The following is a 17,150-nucleotide window of genomic DNA, read 5'->3' as shown; positions in this document are numbered from 1 at the left end:
TTACGCTCCGGCCCGCCGGAAGGCGCGTGTGCCGGCCGTCACCGCCAGAAGGGCGAAGACGACGGCCACCGACGCCCCGTACAGCATGTGCGCCGTGGCGTACGAGCCGACGTACGCGTCCCGCACCGCGTCCACCAGGTTGCGGAACGGCGTGAGGTGCGACAGCACGTCCAGCCAGGAGGGGCCGAGGGTCATCGGGAGCATCAGCCCGGAGAGCAGCACGGCCGGCAGGGTGACCGCGTCGGGCACCGGACCTCGCGCGGTCCGCGGACGTCCCGGTCAACACCGTGTACAACTGCTTCCCCCGCCGAGGAGGACCTCTTCCTGGACCGCGGCAGCGGCATCGTCGACCGGCTCTGCCGTTATGTCCGGGGCCGAGTGGCGGGGGAGTCCGCCGCCGACGCCGTGCTGCGCGAGTTGCGCATCCAGCTGGAGGGCGTCTCGCCCACGGCCGGCCTCATGGAGGGGTACGCGGACTTCATGAGGGCCGTCGAGGGCGCCGACGGCCTCGAGGCCCGCCTCTGGCACATCCAGCAGGAGGCCCGGCTCCACCTGGAGGCGACCATGCGGGCGGAGTCCGGGGCGGACCCCGGCGACCCGGCACCGGATCTGGTGGCCGGTCAGCTCTCCTGGGTGCACAGCACCTGATGGACTTCATCGGCGGCGAGATGGTGGCGGGCCCGCAAGCCGGACGAGGTCTCCCGTGACGCGCTCGCCCTGCTCGACGGCGTGGAGGACCTCCTCGGCGAGAAGGTCCTCAACTACGCGCGGCGCGCCGCCGCGTGACGGCGGACGGTGTGATGTCCGTCATGTGAGACGTGACGCGCATCTCTTCGCGGCCTCAGGACCCCTCACGGGTACTAATCTCCGCCGGAGAGCATGCGAACTACCGAGAATGCATAGGGGTGCGAAACGTGGCCAGGAAGCTCGCCGTCATCGGCGCCGGACTCATGGGGTCCGGTATCGCGCAGGTCTCCGCCCAGGCGGGCTGGGACGTCGTGCTGCGTGATGTCACCGACGAGGCCCTGGCCCGCGGGCGCGCCGGTATCGAGGCCAGCTACGGCAAGTTCGTCTCCAAGGGCAAGCTGGAGGCGGCCGACGCCGAGGCGGCGCTCGCCCGGATCACCACGACCACCGACCTGGACGCCGTGGCCGACGCGGACGTCGTCGTCGAGGCCGTCTTCGAGAAGCTCGAGGTCAAGCACGAGATCTTCCGTACGCTCGACAAGGTCGTACGGGAGGACGCCGTCCTCGCCTCCAACACCTCCGCCATCCCGATCACCAAGATCGCGGCCGTGACGGAACGCCCGGAGCGGGTCGTCGGTGTGCACTTCTTCTCGCCGGTCCCGATGATGCAGCTCTGCGAGCTGGTGCGCGGCTACAAGACCAGCGACGAAACCCTGGCCACCGCGCGGGAGTTCGCGGAGTCCGTGGGCAAGACCTGCATCGTCGTCAACCGCGACGTCGCGGGATTCGTCACCACCCGGCTGATCTCGGCGCTGGTCGTCGAGGCGGCCAAGCTGTACGAGTCGGGCGTCGCCTCGGCCGAGGACATCGACACCGCCTGCAAGCTGGGCTTCGGCCACGCCATGGGCCCGCTCGCCACGGCCGACATGACCGGGGTGGACATCCTGCTGCACGCCACGGGCAACATCTACACCGAGTCCCAGGACGAGAAGTTCGCCGCCCCGGAGCTGATGCGCCGGATGGTCGATGCAGGTGACATCGGCCGCAAGAGCGGGCAGGGCTTCTACACCTACTGATCACGACCGGGTTCCCGGGCCGCCCGATCCGCCGTCGGGCGGCCCGGGAACCCGGGATCCGGCGCCGTCAGGCGTACGGATCCGGCGTGCGACGCCGGAGCCTTTCACCCCTCGGGGTGAATTCGGTATCGGTTCGCTTACAGACGGCAACTTCCCTGTCGCCGCGGCAGTCAGTTGTGGCAGAGGAAGAAAGAGAAAACAGACAGACCGACCTTGCTACGGGGTACTCCAGGGGAGCGCATATGCACATCAGGGGCGACCACGCCGAGCTGGTCGTCGGGGGCCGCCTCGACGTCCGAAGCGCGGCGGACGCCCGTACGGTTCTGCACTCGGCCGTCGACGACGGAGCCGGTGACCTCGTGCTGAACCTGACCGAGCTGGACTCCTGGGACGCCACCGGCCTGGGGGTCATCATGGGCGCGCACCGCAGAGCCGGCCGGGCCGGACGGCGGCTCGTGCTGCGCGGCGTGCCACCGCAGATGCAGCGCCTGCTGGTGGCCACCAGGCTTCACAGGATCCTCGCCATCGAGGGCGGGATCGCTGCGGACTCCCTGCCGCGCGTCTGAGCCGGCCGCGGGCGATACACGCACAATCCTCACGAGAACGTGATGTCAGGGGCGGCGCGGCACCCCGCCGGTTCGTAGATACTGTGCGAAGGTTTAGGGTTCGGCCGTCTGCCGATCGACGACGACCCACTGGCGGACACCGGACCGTGAGCGACAGCGGGGCGTGCGAGGCCGGAGGGGGCGACCGCGCGCTGCGCGTCTGGGGGACTGTGACGATGGACCCGACCAACCGGGGACCGGAAGAGTACGGCCGTGGCACCGACCGGTCCGGTGACGACGGCGGGCGCCGACGGCAGTCCCGCGACCCGCTGACGCCCGACTTCGGGCACCAGGCACCGCAGCAGTCGCGCACCGTGCAGCTGATATCGGGCGACTTCCTGCTCACCGTCAACCCGGTCGACGGCAGCGAGATCGAGCCCTGCAGGCCGGGGGAGGGGCCCGACGCCCCCGTGCGGCACACCGCCGCCCAGCGCGTGGAGCGCGAGCGCGCCGCCGCGCCGCCCGTCCCGCCGGGGCCGCCCGCGCCGCAGATGCCCCTCCTGGAGCGCCAGGACGAGCGCGATCGGCTGGTGCGGCTGCTGGCCCGGGGGCGCTCGGTGTGCCTCACCGGTCCGGCGGGCTCCGGCCGCACGGCCGTCCTGGACGCCGTCGCCGGCGACTGCGCCGACCTGGCACCGGACGGGGTCGTACGGCTCTCCGGGTACAGACGGACCGTCACCGAACTGCTGTACGGACTGTTCGAGGCCGTCTACAGCGCGCCGCTGCACCGCCCCGACCGCGAGGGGCTGCTCGCCCTCGTCCACGGGATCGGCGCCGTGGTCCTCGTCGACGACCTGGAGCTCGGCGGCGCCGCGCTCCAGGAACTGCTCGACGCGACCCCCGAGTGCGCGTTCCTCTTCGCCACGACCCCGGACGTCTCCGCGGCCGAGGCGCAACTCGAAGAGGTCCTCCTGGCCGGCCTCGGCCGCAGCGCCTCGATCGAGCTGATGGAACACGTCGTGGAGCGCGCGCTCACCGACGAGGAGGCGAACTGGGCGGGAGACCTCTGGTTCGAGTCCGAGGGGCTGCCGCTGCGCTTCGTCCAGGCAGGCGCCCTGCTGCGCCAGCGCGACGACCGGCGCGCCGGCCAGGAGGCGTCCGACGGGTACGACGACGACCCCGACGGCTCCCTCTTCGGCAGATCCGAACCGGCCGACCTCCCGCTGCCCAGCCTCGGCGAGGGCGCGGCGCCCGCCGCCCTGCTCGCCTCCCGGCTGAGCGAGGCCGCCCGGGAGACCCTGCGCTTCGCCGTCGCGCTCGGCGGTGAGGTGCCGCACCAGGCACACCTCCCGGCCCTCGTGGGGGACACCCATGCCGACGCCGCACTGGGCGAGCTCGCCGGCAGCGGGCTGCTCTCCCCGGCGGGCCCCCGGTACCGCCTCGCGGCCGGAGTCCTGACCCAGCTGGAGGCGAGCGGATACGGCGAGGACGCCGACGCCCACGCCCGCAGTGCCGCCCAGCACTTCACCTGGTGGGCGGGGCACCCCTCCGTCACCCCGGAACGCGCGGTGGCCGAGGCGGACGCGGTCCTGGCCTCGATGGCGCGTCTCGTGCCGGGAGAGGCGCCGGGACAGGCCAGTACGGCCGTACTGCTGGCCCGCAGCGCCGCTCCCGCCTTCGCGGCGGGCCTGCAGTGGGGCGCCTGGGAGAAGAGCCTGAGGACCGGCCAGGAGGCCGCGAGGATCGCCGGCGAGGTGGCGGAAGAGGCCTACTTCCATCACGAGTTGGGCGTCCTCGCGCTCTGCACCGGCCATCTGGACCGGGCCAGGGCCGAGCTGGAGGCGTCCATCGGCATGCGCGGGGCGCTCGCCGACAAGCCCGGCGCGGTGGCGGGGCGACGGGCCCTGGCCCTCGTCGCGGACCGCTCCGGCGAGCCGGTGCACGGCGTCCCGGCCGGTGAGGAGGCGCCTGCCCCGCGTCACGACGAGCCGGCCTCGCCTCCCGGCGGTGTCCCTCCGGCCGCACCGCTCTTCCCCCGGCGGACCGAGACCTCCGCGACCCTGATCACCCGTCAGACGCCGCCGCCCGCCGGCAGGCCCGTCGGCGCGGGTGTGCTCCGGGGCGCCCGGCGCAATCTCGTCGCCGTGGGCGCGGGCGCGCTGCTGGCGGCTGTCCTCGGCACGGTGGTGACCCTGGGCGCCACCTCGGGCGGCGGGGAGGACCCGGAGGGGCAGAGCGTCACGACCGAGCAGTCGGCCAGCGAGGACGGCAGCGAGAACGACAGCTCCGCGGACGAGCCGGCCGACGACCCGGCGGCCGGCGAGGGCACCGCCGGCGGGGACTCCGCGACCCCGGGCCCGTCCGGCACCGCCGGCCCGTCCGCGAGCGGCACCCCGTCCCCCAGTTCCTCGGCCCCCGGCACGAGCCCGTCGGGCACGCCGTCGGGCGGCAGCCCGAGCGACCGGCCCACGGAGGGCAGCCCCTCACCTACGAAGAAGCCGACGAAGCCGCCGGTCACTCCGACGACGAAGCCCCCGACGAGCTCGCCGACCACGCCCTCCACCGAGCCGACCCCCACGGAGACGCCCTCCACGGAGACGCCGACGGAGCCGGAGACCTCCAACTCCGCGAGCGGCCCGGCCGAGACCGCCACGGCGTCGGCGAGCCAGGACGGACCCGTCACGCCCACGACGGCCTGAAAACGACGGCCTGAACACGACGGCCCGGCCGCGACCTGCTGGCCGTGACCGTCCGGCCGTGACCGCCCGGACAGGGCGGCCCGGAACACGACGACGCCGTACGGACCCGGAACCGGGTGCGTACGGCGTCGTCGAAGGCGGAAGCGTCCCGGGTCAGAACAGGCGCAGCTTGTCGTCCTCGATGCCGCGCATCGCGTCGTAGTCGAGGACCAGGCACCCGATGCCCCGGTCCGTCGCCAGCACCCGGGCCTGCGGCTTGATCTCCTGCGCCGCGAACACACCCCGTACCGGTGCCAGATGCGGATCGCGGTTGAGCAGCTCCAGGTAGCGGGTCAGCTGCTCCACGCCGTCGATGTCGCCCCGTCGCTTCAGCTCGACGGCCACCGTCGCGCCGTCCGCGTCCCGGCACAGGATGTCGACCGGGCCGATCGCGGTCGGGTACTCACGGCGGATCAGGGTGTACCCCTCGCCGATCGTCTCGATGCGGTCGGCGAGCAGCTCCTGGAGGTGCGCCTCCACGCCGTCCTTGATCAGCCCCGGGTCGACACCCAGCTCGTGGGACGAGTCGTGGAGGATCTCCTCCATCGTGATGATCAGTTTCTCGCCCGCCTTGTTCACCACCGTCCAGACGCCCTCGTTGTCGTCGGCGCCCTCCTTCAGGGTGCACGGCGGGGACATCCAGTTGAGCGGTTTGTACGCCCGGTCGTCGGCGTGGATGGAGACGCTGCCGTCCGCCTTCACCAGGATCAGACGGGGGGCGGAGGGCAGGTGGGCGGTGAGCCGGCCCGCGTAGTCGACGGAGCAACGGGCGATGACGAGACGCATGGTCGGCAACGCTACTCGACTACCGGTGGTCGACGCGATTCCCGGCTGCCCCGCCCGGTACAGCCCTTGACGTACCCCTATCGGGCTTGCCCCTCTTTGCGACCGTTCGTTATTGGCCGGTTGTGTTCCCATTCTCCTGGTGCGGCCCGGACTGCGCCCTTACCGTGGAAGCAGGAGGTCGCCGTCTGTGTACGCAGCGTCGCCGCCCTGCCCTGCCCGTAAGGCCCCGGCCACCCGTCGGGGTCGCGAGAGGAGAACCCATGTCGCTCGACGTCTCACCGGCGCTGTTGGAACAGGCCGAGCGAGGCGAGGTCGACGAAGCCGACTTCGTCGACTGCGTCCGGACCTCCCTGCCCTACGCATGGGAGATGATCAGCTCCCTGGTGGCCCAGCTGAAGGTCGACGGCGGACAGTTCGCCGACAACCAGACGCCCCCGCCGGACGAGCAGGCACGTGGTCAGCTGCTGCGTGCGCTCGCGAGTGATGCGATACGCGGCGCGCTGCAGCGGCACTTCGGAGTGCGCCTGGCATTCCAGAACTGCCACCGCGTCGCGGTGTTCCCGCTGGACGCCTCGGTCGACGAGCGACTGGCCCGATTCACCTCGGTGAGAGGCCAGTTGCTCAACCAGTCGCCCGAACTACGGGACTGCTGAACGCTTCTGCTGCCGCTCCGGGCCGCGGGAGGTGCAACTGGCTCCGGGGCGGCAGCCCCCGCACCACCAGGACCACCTGCGTGAACCGCTCACTCCAGCAAGGGCAGCACTTCCGTGCCCAGCCGCTGCACGTTCGTCTCGGTCGCCGCGAGATCGCCCGACCCCTCGACCATGAGGGCGAAGCGCGTGATGCCCGTGCGCTCCGCCGTGGCCGCCAGGCGGTCGGCGGCGAACCGGGGCGGCCCCACCGGATGCAGGCCGCAGAGGAACTCCGTGTACGCCACGGGGTCGCGCATCACCCGGTGCCGCCCGTCGACCGTCACATGGGCGCCGAGCCCCTGCCGCAGCCACCCCGGCATCGCCTTCACGAGCGTCTCCACGGCGTCGGCGGGGCTGTCGGCGATCTGGGTCACCCCTGCGGACACATGTGCTACCCGCTCCACGACCTCCGCCGGCTGGCCGGCTGCGCGGGCGGCCGAGCGCCACAGAGCGACCATGTCGGCCTTCTCCTCGTCGCCGCAATGCATCCCGAGGAGCATCGGCAAACCCTTTCCAGCGGCGAGTTCCACGCTTTTCGGCGAGGTGCACGCGACGATCACCTCGGGGCCCGGCGGACCGTCCCCGAGGAGCTCGTCGGCCCGTGGCACGACGGCCACCTCACGGAAGCCGAAGCGCTCCCCGCGCCCCGCCACCCGGGGCTTGCCGAGCCAGTCGAGCAGGAGGTCCAGCGACTCGGGGAAGCCCTTCTCGTACGCCTCCAGCCCCGCGCCGAACACTTCCAGGTCGACCCAGGGACCGCCGCGCCCCACCCCGAGGGTGAAGCGTCCGCCGCTGGTCAGGTGCAGCAGCGCGGCCTGCTCGCCGAGCATCACCGGATGCTGGCTCGGCAGCACGCTCACCGCCGTGCCCACCCGGATCCTGCGGGTGCGGCCGAGCAGCAGGGCGGCCAGTGTCGTGGCGGACGGGCACACCCCGTACGGCACGAAATGATGTTCCGCCAGCCAGACGGAATCGAGCCCGGACTCCTCCGCGACCTCTGCGGAGCGGACGGCCCGGTGCAGGGCCTCACCCTGCCCCTGGCCCGGAAACTGTGCTGCCAGTACGAACGTTCCTACGCGCATCGCCTTCTGCCTCCTTACGGCCGACGCGGCTGCCCCCACTGGCAACAACGTCTGACACGTGCCAAAGGCACGGGCCACGGCGAAGTTGTTGCGATTTTCCGGTAACCCACCCGCCCCGTCGCTGCTGTCACGTCACTCCCGGCACCTGCCCGCAGCCGATGGCTCTAGGCTGGACGGGACGAACTGCCCGTACCGCCGCCCCGTGAGGTGTTCCGTGTCCCCGCGCCGCAACCGCCCCCGAGGCGGCGAGAGTCCTGTCGGCAACGCCCGCGAGGCGGGGGACCGGTACGGCGGGGGCGGTGACACGGAGAACTGGCAGGGCGAGGAGTGGTCGGTGCGCCCGGTGAGCGGCGCGAGCGCGGCGGGCAAGCGCTACCGCTGCCCCGGCTGCGACCAGGAGATCCCCTCCGGCGTCCCGCACCTCGTGGCCTGGCCCGAGTTCGGCGGGATCGACGACCGCAGGCACTGGCACAAGGCCTGCTGGAACGCGAAGGACCGCCGCACCACACGGGTGCAGCGGTCCAGGAACGCTCCGCGGTACTGAGTCAGACGTCGCGGCGGTCCAGCGACACGAGGGCGGCGGCCATGGCCACCGCGGTCACGCCGAGGATGATCCAGAGCGGCTCCCAGCCGGTCGGCCCGGACGTGGTCACCGAGGCGTCGTACATCGCGCCCAGCTGGTTGGGGATGGAGTACTCGAAGAGGGCCTGCTGCACACCCGCGAGCGTCGGCGAGAACATGAACATCGCGAGGACCAGCGGGAGCAGCACCACCGCGATCATGAGGGTGATGGCGCCCGCCGAGTGCCGGATGAGCGCGCCGAGCGCGAGCGAGAGCAGCCCGAGCGTCGCGACGTAGAGGCCCACCCCGACCGTGGAGCGCACCCAGATGGCCCCGTCGGCCGTGGCGCCGTCCAGCATGGCCGTCTGAAGGACACCGACGACCCCGGTGGTCACCGTGGTGATCGTGAAGGCGAGCAGGAAGAAGACCACCGACTTCGCCACCAGCATCCGTGACCGGCTCGGGCACGCGGTCAGCGTCGTACGGATCATTCCGGTGCCGTACTCGGACGCGATGGTCAGCACGCCGAGGGTCATCACGCAGATCGAGCCGAGCAGTACGCCGAAGAAGCCGAGGCTGAGCACGGGGGTCCCGTCCAGATCGGCGTCCGAGACGCTCACGGCGAACGCGGTGAGCAGGCCGATGCCGATCAGCAGCACGATCATCACGCCCAGCGTCCACATGGTGGAGCGCACGGAGCGGATCTTCGTCCACTCGGAGGCGATCGCGTCACCGAGGCCGGGCGTGCGCACGGGGATCGGAGAGGCGTACAGGCCCGCCTGCCCGCCCCAGCCCTGCTGCGGCTGCCGGTACGGCGCCTGCGGGGCCTGGTGCGGCTGCGGGGGCGTCTGCGCGGGCGGCGGAGGCATCGTCATCGGGGGTCCTCGCTGGTCTTGCGCTCGGGCCGGTCCGCGGGGACGGCGGGTGCGGGTGCGGCGTACGGGTTCTGTCCCGGGGGCGGCGGGGCGTACCAGCTCTGCTGCGGTACCTCGGGCGGAGGCTGCGGGGTGTGACCGGGCTGCCCGTGGGCCGCCACCAGGCCGGGGTGCCCGTAGCCGGGCGGCGGCACCTGGAGCCCGGCCTTGGCGTCCGCCGTCGAGCGGTAGTCCACGACGCCCTGAGTCATCCGCATGTACGCCTCCTCCAGGGACGCCTGGTGCGGCGAGAGCTCCCAGAGCCGGACGTCCGACCCGTGGGCCAGATCGCTGATCCGCGGCAGTCCGAGCCCCATCACGCGCAGGGCGCCGTCCGGCTCCGGCACGACCCGTCCGCCCGCCTCCGTCAGCGAAGCCGTCAGCTTCTCCCGCAGCTCGGGGCCGTCCGACGAGACCCGCACACGGGCGAAGTCGGCGGAGTTGGCCGAGATGAAGTCGGTGACGCTCATGTCGGAGAGCAGCTGCCCTCGGCCGATCACGATCAGATGGTCGGCGGTGAGCGCCATCTCGCTCATCAGATGGCTGGAGACGAAGACCGTGCGCCCCTCGGAGGCGAGCTGCTTCATCAGGTTGCGGACCCAGAGGATGCCCTCGGGGTCCAGACCGTTGACCGGCTCGTCGAAGAGCAGCACCTGCGGGTCGCCGAGCAGCGCAGCCGCGATGCCGAGCCGCTGGCCCATGCCGAGGGAGAAGCCCTTGGAGCGCTTCTTCGCGACGTCCTGGAGCCCGACGACGCCGAGGACCTCGTCGACCCGTGCCGCGGGGATGCCGGCCAGCTGGGCCAGGCACAGGAGGTGGTTGCGGGCGCTGCGCCCGCCGTGCACGGCCTTGGCGTCGAGCAGAGCCCCCACCTGGCGCGGCGCGTTGGGGAGGCTGCGGAAGGCGTGGCCGCCGATCGCCACATGTCCCGCCGTCGGCCGGTCCAGGCCGAGCATCATGCGCATGGTGGTGGACTTCCCCGACCCGTTGGGACCGAGGAACCCCGTGACGGCGCCCGGCCGCACCTGGAAGGAAAGGTTGTGCACGGCCGTCTTGGCGCCGTAGCGCTTCGTCAGGCCGACTGCCTCGATCATTCTCCAGCCCCATCGACTTATCTGTCGTCGGGGCCCAGGCCTGTGGCCGCACGCCCCCGTAAGAGTTAGGAGGATAACCAGCGGCACACGGTTCCGGCCAAGCCGTTCCCCGGAGCGTCGGCGGGCGGGACTCCGCTCAGGCGTCCCGCTTCCTCAGCACGAGGTAGCCGCCGATCAGCGCCGCCACCACCCACAGCACCATGATCCCGAGCCCCGCCCACGGGCCGTAGGGTGCCGGGTCGCTGTTCATGGCGTCCGGGACCACCTGCATGATCTTGGAGCCGGCCTGGTCGGGGAAGTAGCGGGCCACGCTCTTCGCCCCGGGGACCGCCGAGAGGATCTGCGACACGAGGAAGAAGAACGGCATCAGGATGCCGAGCGACAGCATGGAGCTGCGCAGCATCGTGGCCACGCCCATGGAGAAGACCGCGATCAGCCCCATGTAGACGCCGCCGCCGAAGACCGCACGCAGCACGTTCTGCGCGCCGATGTCGGTGCCGCGGTCGCCGAGCAGCGCCTGGCTGAGGAAGAAGGTGACGAAGCTGGTGGCGAGGCCGACCACCAGGGCCAGGACGCCCGCCACGGCGATCTTGCTGAAGAGGAACGACCCGCGCTGCGGCACGGCCGCGAGCGAGGTGCGGATCATCCCGGAGCTGTACTCCGTGCCCACCACCAGGACGCCGAAGACCACCATCGCCAGCTGTCCCAGGACCATTCCGGAGAAGCTCACGAAGGTCGGGTCGAAGGTGGCCCGCTCGGCGTCGGAGAGATCGTCGAACTGGCTGTTCAGCAGGGCGCTGAGCGCCGCGCCCATGGCGACGGTGACGACGAACGCGCACACCAGCGTCCAGGTGGTCGACGAGACCGTACGGATCTTGGTCCACTCGGAATTCAGGACCGCGGGTACCGATGCCATCACCGTCACGCCCCCTTCGTGCCGTCGTCGGCCGTGCGGCCGCCGGTCCGCTGCGGGCCCCATCCCTCGCCCCACTGCGGGCCCGCCTGCGGTGGCGGGGCGCCCTCGCGTTCGGAGTGGGCGTGGTACTCCACGGAGCCCGCGGTCATCTGCATGAAGGCCTCCTCCAGGGACGCCCGCTGGGCGCTGAGCTCGTGCAGCACGATCCCGTGCCGGCCGGCGAGCTCGCCGAGCCGCTCCGGGGCCTCGCCGTCGATCTCCAGCGTGCCGCTGCCCGACTCGACCGCCACGACGCCCTCCGCGTGCAGCACGTCACGCAGGCGCTCCTGCTCCGGCGAGCGCATCCGTACGAAGCTCCGGGAGTTCTCGTGGATGAAGTCGGCCATCGACGTGTCGGCGAGCAGCTTTCCCTGCCCGATGACGATCAAATGATCCGCGGTCAGGGCCATTTCGCTCATCAGATGGGAGGAGACGAAGATCGTCCGTCCTTCCGCGGCGAGGGTCTTCATCAGATTCCGGATCCAGTGGATCCCCTCCGGGTCCAGACCGTTGACGGGTTCGTCGAACATCAGGATCTCGGGGTCGCCCAGCAGTGCGGCGGCGATTCCCAGCCGCTGGCCCATACCGAGGGAGAAACCCTTGGACTTCTTCTTCGCCACCGCGCTCAGACCGACCGTGTCGAGCACGTGGGAGACCCGGCTCGCCGGGATGCGGTTGCTCTGGGCGAGACACAGGAGGTTGTTGTACGCGCTGCGGCCGCCGTGCATCGACTTGGCGTCGAGCAGCGCCCCGATGTGCTTGAGCGGCTCCTGGAGCTCGCGGTAGTGGCGGCCGTCGATGCGCACCGTGCCGCTGGTCGGGTTGTCGAGGTCGAGCATCATCCGCATGGTGGTGGACTTGCCCGCCCCGTTCGGGCCGAGGAACCCCGTCACCATCCCGGGCCTGACCCGGCATGACAGACGGTCGACGGCAACCTTGTTGCCGAAGCGCTTGGTGAGGCCGTCCAGCTCGATCATGCCGCTCACGCTAGAACGGCCGCGCGCCCGGCGCCACCACAAAGGCGGAACCGGGCGCGTGAAGGAGTACGTCCGACGTACGTGCCGTACGTCAGCGGGTCTGCTGGGCGGGGACCCCGCGGGTGGCGGAGTCGTCCTCGACCGGGGAGCCCGCGGCGGCGACCGCGGCGCCCGTCAGCGTCGCCAGCATCTCGCGGACGTTGGTCAGCTGGGCGTTGATCGAGTCGCGGCGGTTGGTGAGCGCCGCCAGCTCGCGCTCCGATTCGCTGCGGATCCGGTCGGCCTTGGCGTTGGCGTCCGCCACGATGTCCTCGGCCTGACGCTGAGCCGTCTCCACCGTCTGGCGGGCGCGGCGCTCGGCGTCCGTACGGAGCTTCTCGGCCTCCAGGCGGAGCTGCTCCGCGCGGTGCTCGATCTCGGCCAGGCGCTTCTCGGCCTTCGCCTGACGGGACGCGAGATCGCGCTCCGACTGCTCACGGCGCTTGGCGAGGTTCGTCTCGAAGTCCGCGGCGGCCTGGGCGGCCTTGGCGCGGGTCTCCTCGAAGAGGGCGTCGGCCTCCTCGCGCTTCTGCTGGGCGTCCTTCTGGGCGTCGGTGCGGAGCGTGCTCGCCTCGCCCTTGGCCTTCTCGACGATACGGACGCCCTCGTCCTCGGCCTTCGCCTTGCGCTCCGCGGCGAACGTCTCCGCGTCGTTGCGCACCTGCTGGGCGGCCGACTCGGCCAGCTCGCGGTGCTGCTCGGCCGCGCGGCGGGCCTCCTCGCGCAGGTCCTTCGCCTCCTCCTCGGCGAGACGGAGGATCTTCTCGACGCGGGCGCCGAGACCGGCGTACGACGGCTCGGCGTCGTTGACCTGGGCCTGGGCGTTCTGCGTCTCGAGGTGGAGTTCCTCGATGCGCTTTTCCAGAGAGGTGATACGGGCGAGAGCGCTGTCACGGTCGGCGACGAGTTTGGTAATGCGGTCGTCCACCTGACCGCGGTCGTATCCACGTCGCACGAGCTCGAAGCCGAAGGGGGAGGAAGGGTCGCTCATGGGGTTCCTGTCGAATGAGACCGGTGAGGTGTTAGAGGGAATCCTAGGGGCCTGGGCGGCGTGTCAACGTGAAGATGCCGCTTTGGTATGGAGAATGACACCCCTTTTGAGTGGCTGACCCCCGGAGCGCTTGCGACCCGAAGGCTTAAATGTTCATGGCAAAATCCGCGAGGGGCTACCCGTCCGACGCCTTGCCACCCGACCGGGTACCCGCCGACGCGCCGGCCTTGACGCCCCCGGCGCCACCGCCCGACGCCTTGCCCGTTCCACCCGGAGCCTCGAAAGATTCCAACGCCTCGAGGACGTCCTGGACACGGGAGATCTCCGTATTGATGTCCTCGCGCCTGCGGACGAGCAGGTCCAGCTCCCTGCGTCCCTCGTCCACCGTCTGCTTGGCCTCGGCCTCCGCGTCGGCCCGCAACTTCTCGGCCACGCGGGTCAGTTCGGCCTTCTTGGTCTCGGCCTCCTTGAGGAGCGACTCGGCGCGCTTCACGGCGGCGATACGGACCTTGCTCGCCTCCGAATTCGCGTCCGAGAGCAGCTCCTTGGCCTTGGCCTCGGCCTCCGCCCGCTGTTCCGTCGCCGCCTTCATCAGCTTGTCGACGCGCTCGCCCGCCGTCTTCATCTGCTCGGAGGTCTCGCGCCGGGCGCGCTCGTGCAGTTCCTCGATCTCGCTCTCGACCCGGGTCCGGAGCTCCTCCGCCCGCTCCCGGGTGGCCGTGGCGTCCCGGCGGGCGCCGACGAGCAGCTCGTCCGCGTCCGTACGGGCCCGCTCCACCAGGGAATTGCCCTCGACCGTGGCCTCGGAGGTGATCCGGACCGCCTCGTTGCGCGCAGCGCCGACCATCCTGTCGGCCTGCTCCTCGGCCTCGGTGGCGGCGCGCAGCGCCTCCTCCTGGGCCTTTTCGACGAGCTGGTCGGCCTGTTCGGCGGCGTCGGCACGGCGCTTCGCCGCCGCCTCGCGCGCCTCGTCCAGCAGCCGGTCCGCCTCCTCGCGGGCCTCCGCGCGCACCTGCTCCGCCGCGGACTCGGCGTCGGCACGGAGCCGCTCCGCCTCCTCGCGGGTGCGGGCCGCGTGCTCCTGGGCCGATCCGACGGTCTGCGCCGCCTCCGCGTGCAGCCGCTCCGCCTCGTCGGTCGCCTCGCCGACGAAGCGCTCCGACTGCTCGGTGGCCTCGGTGCGGATCCGCTCGCTCTCGGTCGCCGCCTCGGCCATGAGCCGGTCGGCCTGCGCCGCCGCCTCGGTACGGATCCGGTTGGCGTCCTCCCGGGCCTCGCCGCGGGCACGCGCGGCGTCCTGCTCCGCCGACGCCAGAGCGTCGGAGGCCTCGGTGCGGACCCGCTGGCTGTACTCCGAGGTGTCCGAGCGCAGCTTCTCCGACTCGGTGATGGCCTCGGACACGGTCCGCTCGGCCAGGGTCTTGGCGGCCTCCGACTCCTCGTGCGCGACCTGGCGGGTCCGGTTGGCGTCCTCGGCGGCCCGCTCGCGCTCGGCGTAGGCGTCGGAGCGGACCCGGTCCGCCTCCTCCTGCGCCTCCGTCCTCGTCCGTTCCGCCGCGTGCTCGGCGGCGGAACGCAGCCCGGTGATCTCCTCCTCGGCCTGCTCCTGCAGCCCGGCGACGGAGTCGCGCACCTGCTGGGCGGTCTGCTCGGCGGCGGAGACCAGCTCGGAGGCCCGGCTCTCCGCCTCCTCGACCAGGCGCTGGGCCTCCGCCTGGGCCTCCTCGACCCGCTTGCGCGCGGAGGCGAGGAGCTCCTCGCTCTGTTCGCGGGCGCGCTCGCGCTCCTGCTCCGCCTCGGCGCGCGCGGAGCCGAGTGCCTCCTCGGCAGCGCGCCGGCGGCGGTTGGCCTCCTCCTGGGCGGCTGCGAGGGCCTCGGCGGCCTCGGTGCCGACCCGCTCGGCGGCGGCCGCGGCCTCGGAGCGCACCCGGTCGGCGTTCTCCTGGGCCTCGTTCTTCAGGCGCTCGGCCTCCGTGGCGGCCTCGGTGCGCAGCCGTACGGCGACGGACTCGCCCTCGGAACGGGACCGCGCGGCGTCGGCGGCCGCCTCGGTGCGCAGCCGCTCGGCCTCCGTCGTGGCCTGCTCCTGGAGCGTACGGACCCGCTCGGCCGCCTCCGTGCGCAGGCGCTCGGACTCCTCGCTCGTCTCGCGGCGGATCTGCTCCGCCGCCGTACGCGCCTCGGCGAGCGCCTCCTCGGCCGCGGTGACCCGGGACTCGGCCTCGGTGTGCAGCCGGGCCAGCTCCTCGGCCGCCTCGGCCTTGCGGGCCTCGACCCCGCGCTCGGTCTCCTCGCGCAGCTCCTCGGCCGCCTTCTCCGCCGCGGCGGTCAGGGCGGCGGCCTGCTCCTCTGCCTCGGCACGGAGCTTCTCCGCCTCGGCGCGGCTGCGCTCCAGCGCCTCCTCGGCCTGCTTGCGCAGGGTGGCGGCACGCTCGGCCGCCTCGGTCCGGACCCGCTCGCTCTCGGCGCCGGCGGAGGTCCGCAGCTCCTCGGCGTCGGACTTGGCCTCGGTGAGCAGCTCCTCGGCGGTGCGGGCACCCTCCTCCAGCTGCTGGACGGCCTCGCGGCGGGCCTCGCCGCGGATCCGCTCGCCCTCGGCCACGGCCTCGGAGCGCAGCTGCTCGGCCTCGCCGCGGAGACGGCGGGCCTCCTCCTGCAGCTCGACCGTCCTGGCGCGGTACTCCTTGGTGTCGTCCTTGGCCGCGCCCTTGAGCTGGTCGGCCTGCTCGGCGGCCTCGCCGCGCAGCTTCTCCGCCTCGGCCTCGGCCTCGCGGCGGATCCGGTCGGCCTCCTCGCCCGCGGCCCTGGTCGTGGACCTGGCGTCGTCGGACGCCTTGGTCAGCACCTCCTCGGCGCTGCGGGCCGCCTTCGCGAGCTGGGCCGCGGCGTCCTCGGCGGCCAGGGTGCGGGCCTTCTCCGCGGCCTCCGCGACGACCCGCTCGGCCTCGGCCCGGGCGTCGACGAGTGCCTGCTCGGCCTCTTCCTTGAGGGTCTCGGCCTGCTTGGTGGCCTCACCGACCAGCCGGGCGATCTCGGACTTGGCCGTGCGCGTGCGCTGCTCGTTCTGCGACTCGGCGCCGGCCAGCCGCTTGACCGCGGCCTCCTTCGCCTCGGCGAGGACCTTCTCGGCCTCCAGCCGGGCCTCGCGCAGCCGGGTCTCGGCCTCCTGCATGCGCTGCTCGGCGGTGCGGTTCAGCTCCGCCGTCTGCTGCCGGGTCTGGTCGGTCTCGGCGGTGGCCGTCGAGCGCAGCTGCTCCGCGTGGCTGGTGGCCTCCTGGGCCTGCGTGGAGGCGGCCTCGAGCAGCCGCTCGGCGTCCCTGCGGGCGCGCAGCAGCGTGGACTCGGCGTCGGCACGGGCCGACTCGGTCTCGGAGTTGAGGCGGCGACGGGTCTCGTCGGCCAGCCTGGCCGACTCGGCGCGGGCGGCGGCCAGCGACTGCTCGGCCTCCGTGCGCGACTCGTCCAGGAGACGGCGGGCCTGGGACTCGGTCCTGGCCCGCAACTGCTCGGCCCAGGCGACGTTCTCGTTGACGTGGGACTCGACGGTCTGACGGCGCTCCGCCAGCTCCTGGTCGAGCCGCTGACGCCGCTGCACGGCCTCGGCGTGCAACTCCGCCTGCAGACGCGCCTGATGCTCGGCGTGCTCCTGCAGGATGCGCTGCGTCTGCGCCCTGGCCTCGCGCAACTCGCGCTCGGCGTCGGTCCGCAGCTGGTCCGCCTGGATCTGGGCGTTGCGGAGCATCTGTTCGGCCTGGTAGCCGATGTCCGCGCTGTCGTGTGCGGGACGGGTCGCCAGATTGCGCCGCGCCTCGTGAAGCTTGGCGCGCAAGACCTCGACCTGGTAACCGAGGTCCTCGGCGTGCTGGACGGCCTTCTCCCGGTCGGTCTTCAGCCGGTCCATCTCGGCTTCGAACCGCGAGAGATGGTCGTCGTCAGCTCGGTGGCTCTGCTGGCTCTCGTAGCCCCGCACTGCGCGGTCCCATCCTTCCCCGAGCTCTCAACGTCTTTCGAGC

13 protein-coding genes and 2 pseudogenes are annotated in these 17,150 nt (G+C 72.3%); 6 read left to right on the top strand and 9 right to left on the bottom strand.

From position 1 onward, the window contains the following. Positions 1–240: pseudogene (locus ACFC51_RS01920) on the bottom strand (ABC transporter permease); the annotation flags it as partial. An 11-nt stretch (positions 241–251) separates the two neighbouring features. Here ACFC51_RS01920 and ACFC51_RS01915 point away from each other — a divergent pair. The 4 genes and pseudogenes from ACFC51_RS01915 to ACFC51_RS01900 form a co-directional block, all read left to right on the top strand. Continuing rightward, positions 252–786: pseudogene (locus tag ACFC51_RS01915) on the top strand (TetR/AcrR family transcriptional regulator); the annotation flags it as partial. Between the two features lie 128 nt (positions 787–914). Further along, positions 915–1,763 carry a 3-hydroxyacyl-CoA dehydrogenase family protein gene (locus ACFC51_RS01910; RefSeq protein WP_376526528.1) on the top strand — a complete coding sequence of 283 codons (849 nt, stop codon included), beginning with the start codon at positions 915–917 and terminating at the stop codon, positions 1,761–1,763. A 242-nt stretch (positions 1,764–2,005) separates the two neighbouring features. Further along, positions 2,006–2,329, top strand: coding sequence for an STAS domain-containing protein (locus ACFC51_RS01905; protein WP_073745281.1), 324 nt, complete (start codon positions 2,006–2,008; stop codon positions 2,327–2,329). 215 nt (positions 2,330–2,544) lie between these two features. Beyond that, the gene (locus tag ACFC51_RS01900) at positions 2,545–5,007 is read left to right on the top strand and encodes an ATP-binding protein (protein ID WP_376527045.1); all 2,463 of its coding nucleotides are present in this window, start codon (positions 2,545–2,547) and stop codon (positions 5,005–5,007) included. A gap of 153 nt (positions 5,008–5,160) precedes the next feature. Here the strand turns inward: ACFC51_RS01900 and nucS are convergent, their stop codons facing one another. Further along, entirely contained in the window at positions 5,161–5,832 is a 672-nt protein-coding gene (gene nucS, locus ACFC51_RS01895; protein WP_099174445.1) for an endonuclease NucS, read from the bottom strand. A gap of 260 nt (positions 5,833–6,092) precedes the next feature. Between nucS and ACFC51_RS01890 the strand changes: the two genes are divergently transcribed. Then, complete coding sequence (locus ACFC51_RS01890) at positions 6,093–6,485, top strand: SCO5389 family protein (RefSeq protein ID WP_014154035.1); 393 nt, start codon at positions 6,093–6,095, stop codon at positions 6,483–6,485. Positions 6,486–6,574: 89 nt separating this feature from the next. Here the strand turns inward: ACFC51_RS01890 and ACFC51_RS01885 are convergent, their stop codons facing one another. Continuing rightward, complete coding sequence (locus ACFC51_RS01885) at positions 6,575–7,606, bottom strand: LLM class flavin-dependent oxidoreductase (RefSeq protein WP_376526526.1); 1,032 nt, start codon at positions 7,604–7,606, stop codon at positions 6,575–6,577. Between the two features lie 214 nt (positions 7,607–7,820). On the opposite strand from ACFC51_RS01885, the gene ACFC51_RS01880 reads away from it, so the two are divergent. Further along, positions 7,821–8,150, top strand: coding sequence for an ATP/GTP-binding protein (locus ACFC51_RS01880; protein ID WP_376377002.1), 330 nt, complete (start codon positions 7,821–7,823; stop codon positions 8,148–8,150). Between the two features lies 1 nt (position 8,151). Here ACFC51_RS01880 and ACFC51_RS01875 read toward each other — a convergent pair whose 3' ends face one another. The 6 genes from ACFC51_RS01875 to scy form a co-directional block, all read right to left on the bottom strand. Then, positions 8,152–9,042 (bottom strand): ABC transporter permease, encoded by an 891-nt coding sequence (locus ACFC51_RS01875; protein ID WP_376526523.1) that lies wholly within the window; start codon positions 9,040–9,042, stop codon positions 8,152–8,154. After that, positions 9,039–10,175 carry an ABC transporter ATP-binding protein gene (locus tag ACFC51_RS01870; protein WP_376377006.1) on the bottom strand — a complete coding sequence of 379 codons (1,137 nt, stop codon included), beginning with the start codon at positions 10,173–10,175 and terminating at the stop codon, positions 9,039–9,041. Before ACFC51_RS01870 ends, ACFC51_RS01875 begins: the two co-directional genes overlap by 4 nt. Positions 10,176–10,311: 136 nt before the next feature. Next, the gene (locus ACFC51_RS01865; RefSeq protein ID WP_376377008.1) at positions 10,312–11,091 is read right to left on the bottom strand and encodes an ABC transporter permease subunit; all 780 of its coding nucleotides are present in this window, start codon (positions 11,089–11,091) and stop codon (positions 10,312–10,314) included. 5 nt (positions 11,092–11,096) lie between these two features. After that, positions 11,097–12,107: an ATP-binding cassette domain-containing protein gene (locus tag ACFC51_RS01860; protein ID WP_376377010.1), complete on the bottom strand. Its 1,011-nt coding sequence runs from the start codon at positions 12,105–12,107 to the stop codon at positions 11,097–11,099. 91 nt (positions 12,108–12,198) lie between these two features. Further along, positions 12,199–13,137, bottom strand: a complete 939-nt coding sequence (locus tag ACFC51_RS01855; protein WP_376377012.1) for a cellulose-binding protein — start codon at positions 13,135–13,137, stop codon at positions 12,199–12,201. A 175-nt stretch (positions 13,138–13,312) separates the two neighbouring features. Beyond that, a complete protein-coding gene (scy, locus tag ACFC51_RS01850) occupies positions 13,313–17,107 on the bottom strand; it encodes a polarized growth protein Scy (protein ID WP_376526521.1) in 3,795 nt (1,264 codons plus the stop codon). Positions 17,108–17,150 lie beyond the last annotated feature (43 nt).

The organism is Streptomyces sp. NPDC055962, from assembly GCF_042270185.1.
Lineage (GTDB): Bacteria > Actinomycetota > Actinomycetes > Streptomycetales > Streptomycetaceae > Streptomyces.
Note: the sequence above shows the minus strand (reverse complement) of the source record. Positions and strands in the feature narration are given on the sequence as shown.

What these genes read in the sequence shown, in the direction of transcription:
- ACFC51_RS01905 (WP_073745281.1), top strand. Translation starts at nt 2,006, where the DNA reads ATGCACATCAGGGGCGACCACGCCGAGCTGGTCGTCGGGGGCCGCCTC.
- ACFC51_RS01900 (WP_376527045.1), top strand. Translation starts at nt 2,545, where the DNA reads ATGGACCCGACCAACCGGGGACCGGAAGAGTACGGCCGTGGCACCGAC.
- nucS (WP_099174445.1), bottom strand. Translation starts at nt 5,832, where the DNA reads ATGCGTCTCGTCATCGCCCGTTGCTCCGTCGACTACGCGGGCCGGCTC.
- ACFC51_RS01890 (WP_014154035.1), top strand. Translation starts at nt 6,093, where the DNA reads ATGTCGCTCGACGTCTCACCGGCGCTGTTGGAACAGGCCGAGCGAGGC.
- ACFC51_RS01885 (WP_376526526.1), bottom strand. Translation starts at nt 7,606, where the DNA reads ATGCGCGTAGGAACGTTCGTACTGGCAGCACAGTTTCCGGGCCAGGGG.
- ACFC51_RS01875 (WP_376526523.1), bottom strand. Translation starts at nt 9,042, where the DNA reads ATGACGATGCCTCCGCCGCCCGCGCAGACGCCCCCGCAGCCGCACCAG.
- ACFC51_RS01870 (WP_376377006.1), bottom strand. Translation starts at nt 10,175, where the DNA reads ATGATCGAGGCAGTCGGCCTGACGAAGCGCTACGGCGCCAAGACGGCC.
- ACFC51_RS01865 (WP_376377008.1), bottom strand. Translation starts at nt 11,091, where the DNA reads ATGGCATCGGTACCCGCGGTCCTGAATTCCGAGTGGACCAAGATCCGT.
- ACFC51_RS01860 (WP_376377010.1), bottom strand. Translation starts at nt 12,107, where the DNA reads ATGATCGAGCTGGACGGCCTCACCAAGCGCTTCGGCAACAAGGTTGCC.
- ACFC51_RS01855 (WP_376377012.1), bottom strand. Translation starts at nt 13,137, where the DNA reads ATGAGCGACCCTTCCTCCCCCTTCGGCTTCGAGCTCGTGCGACGTGGA.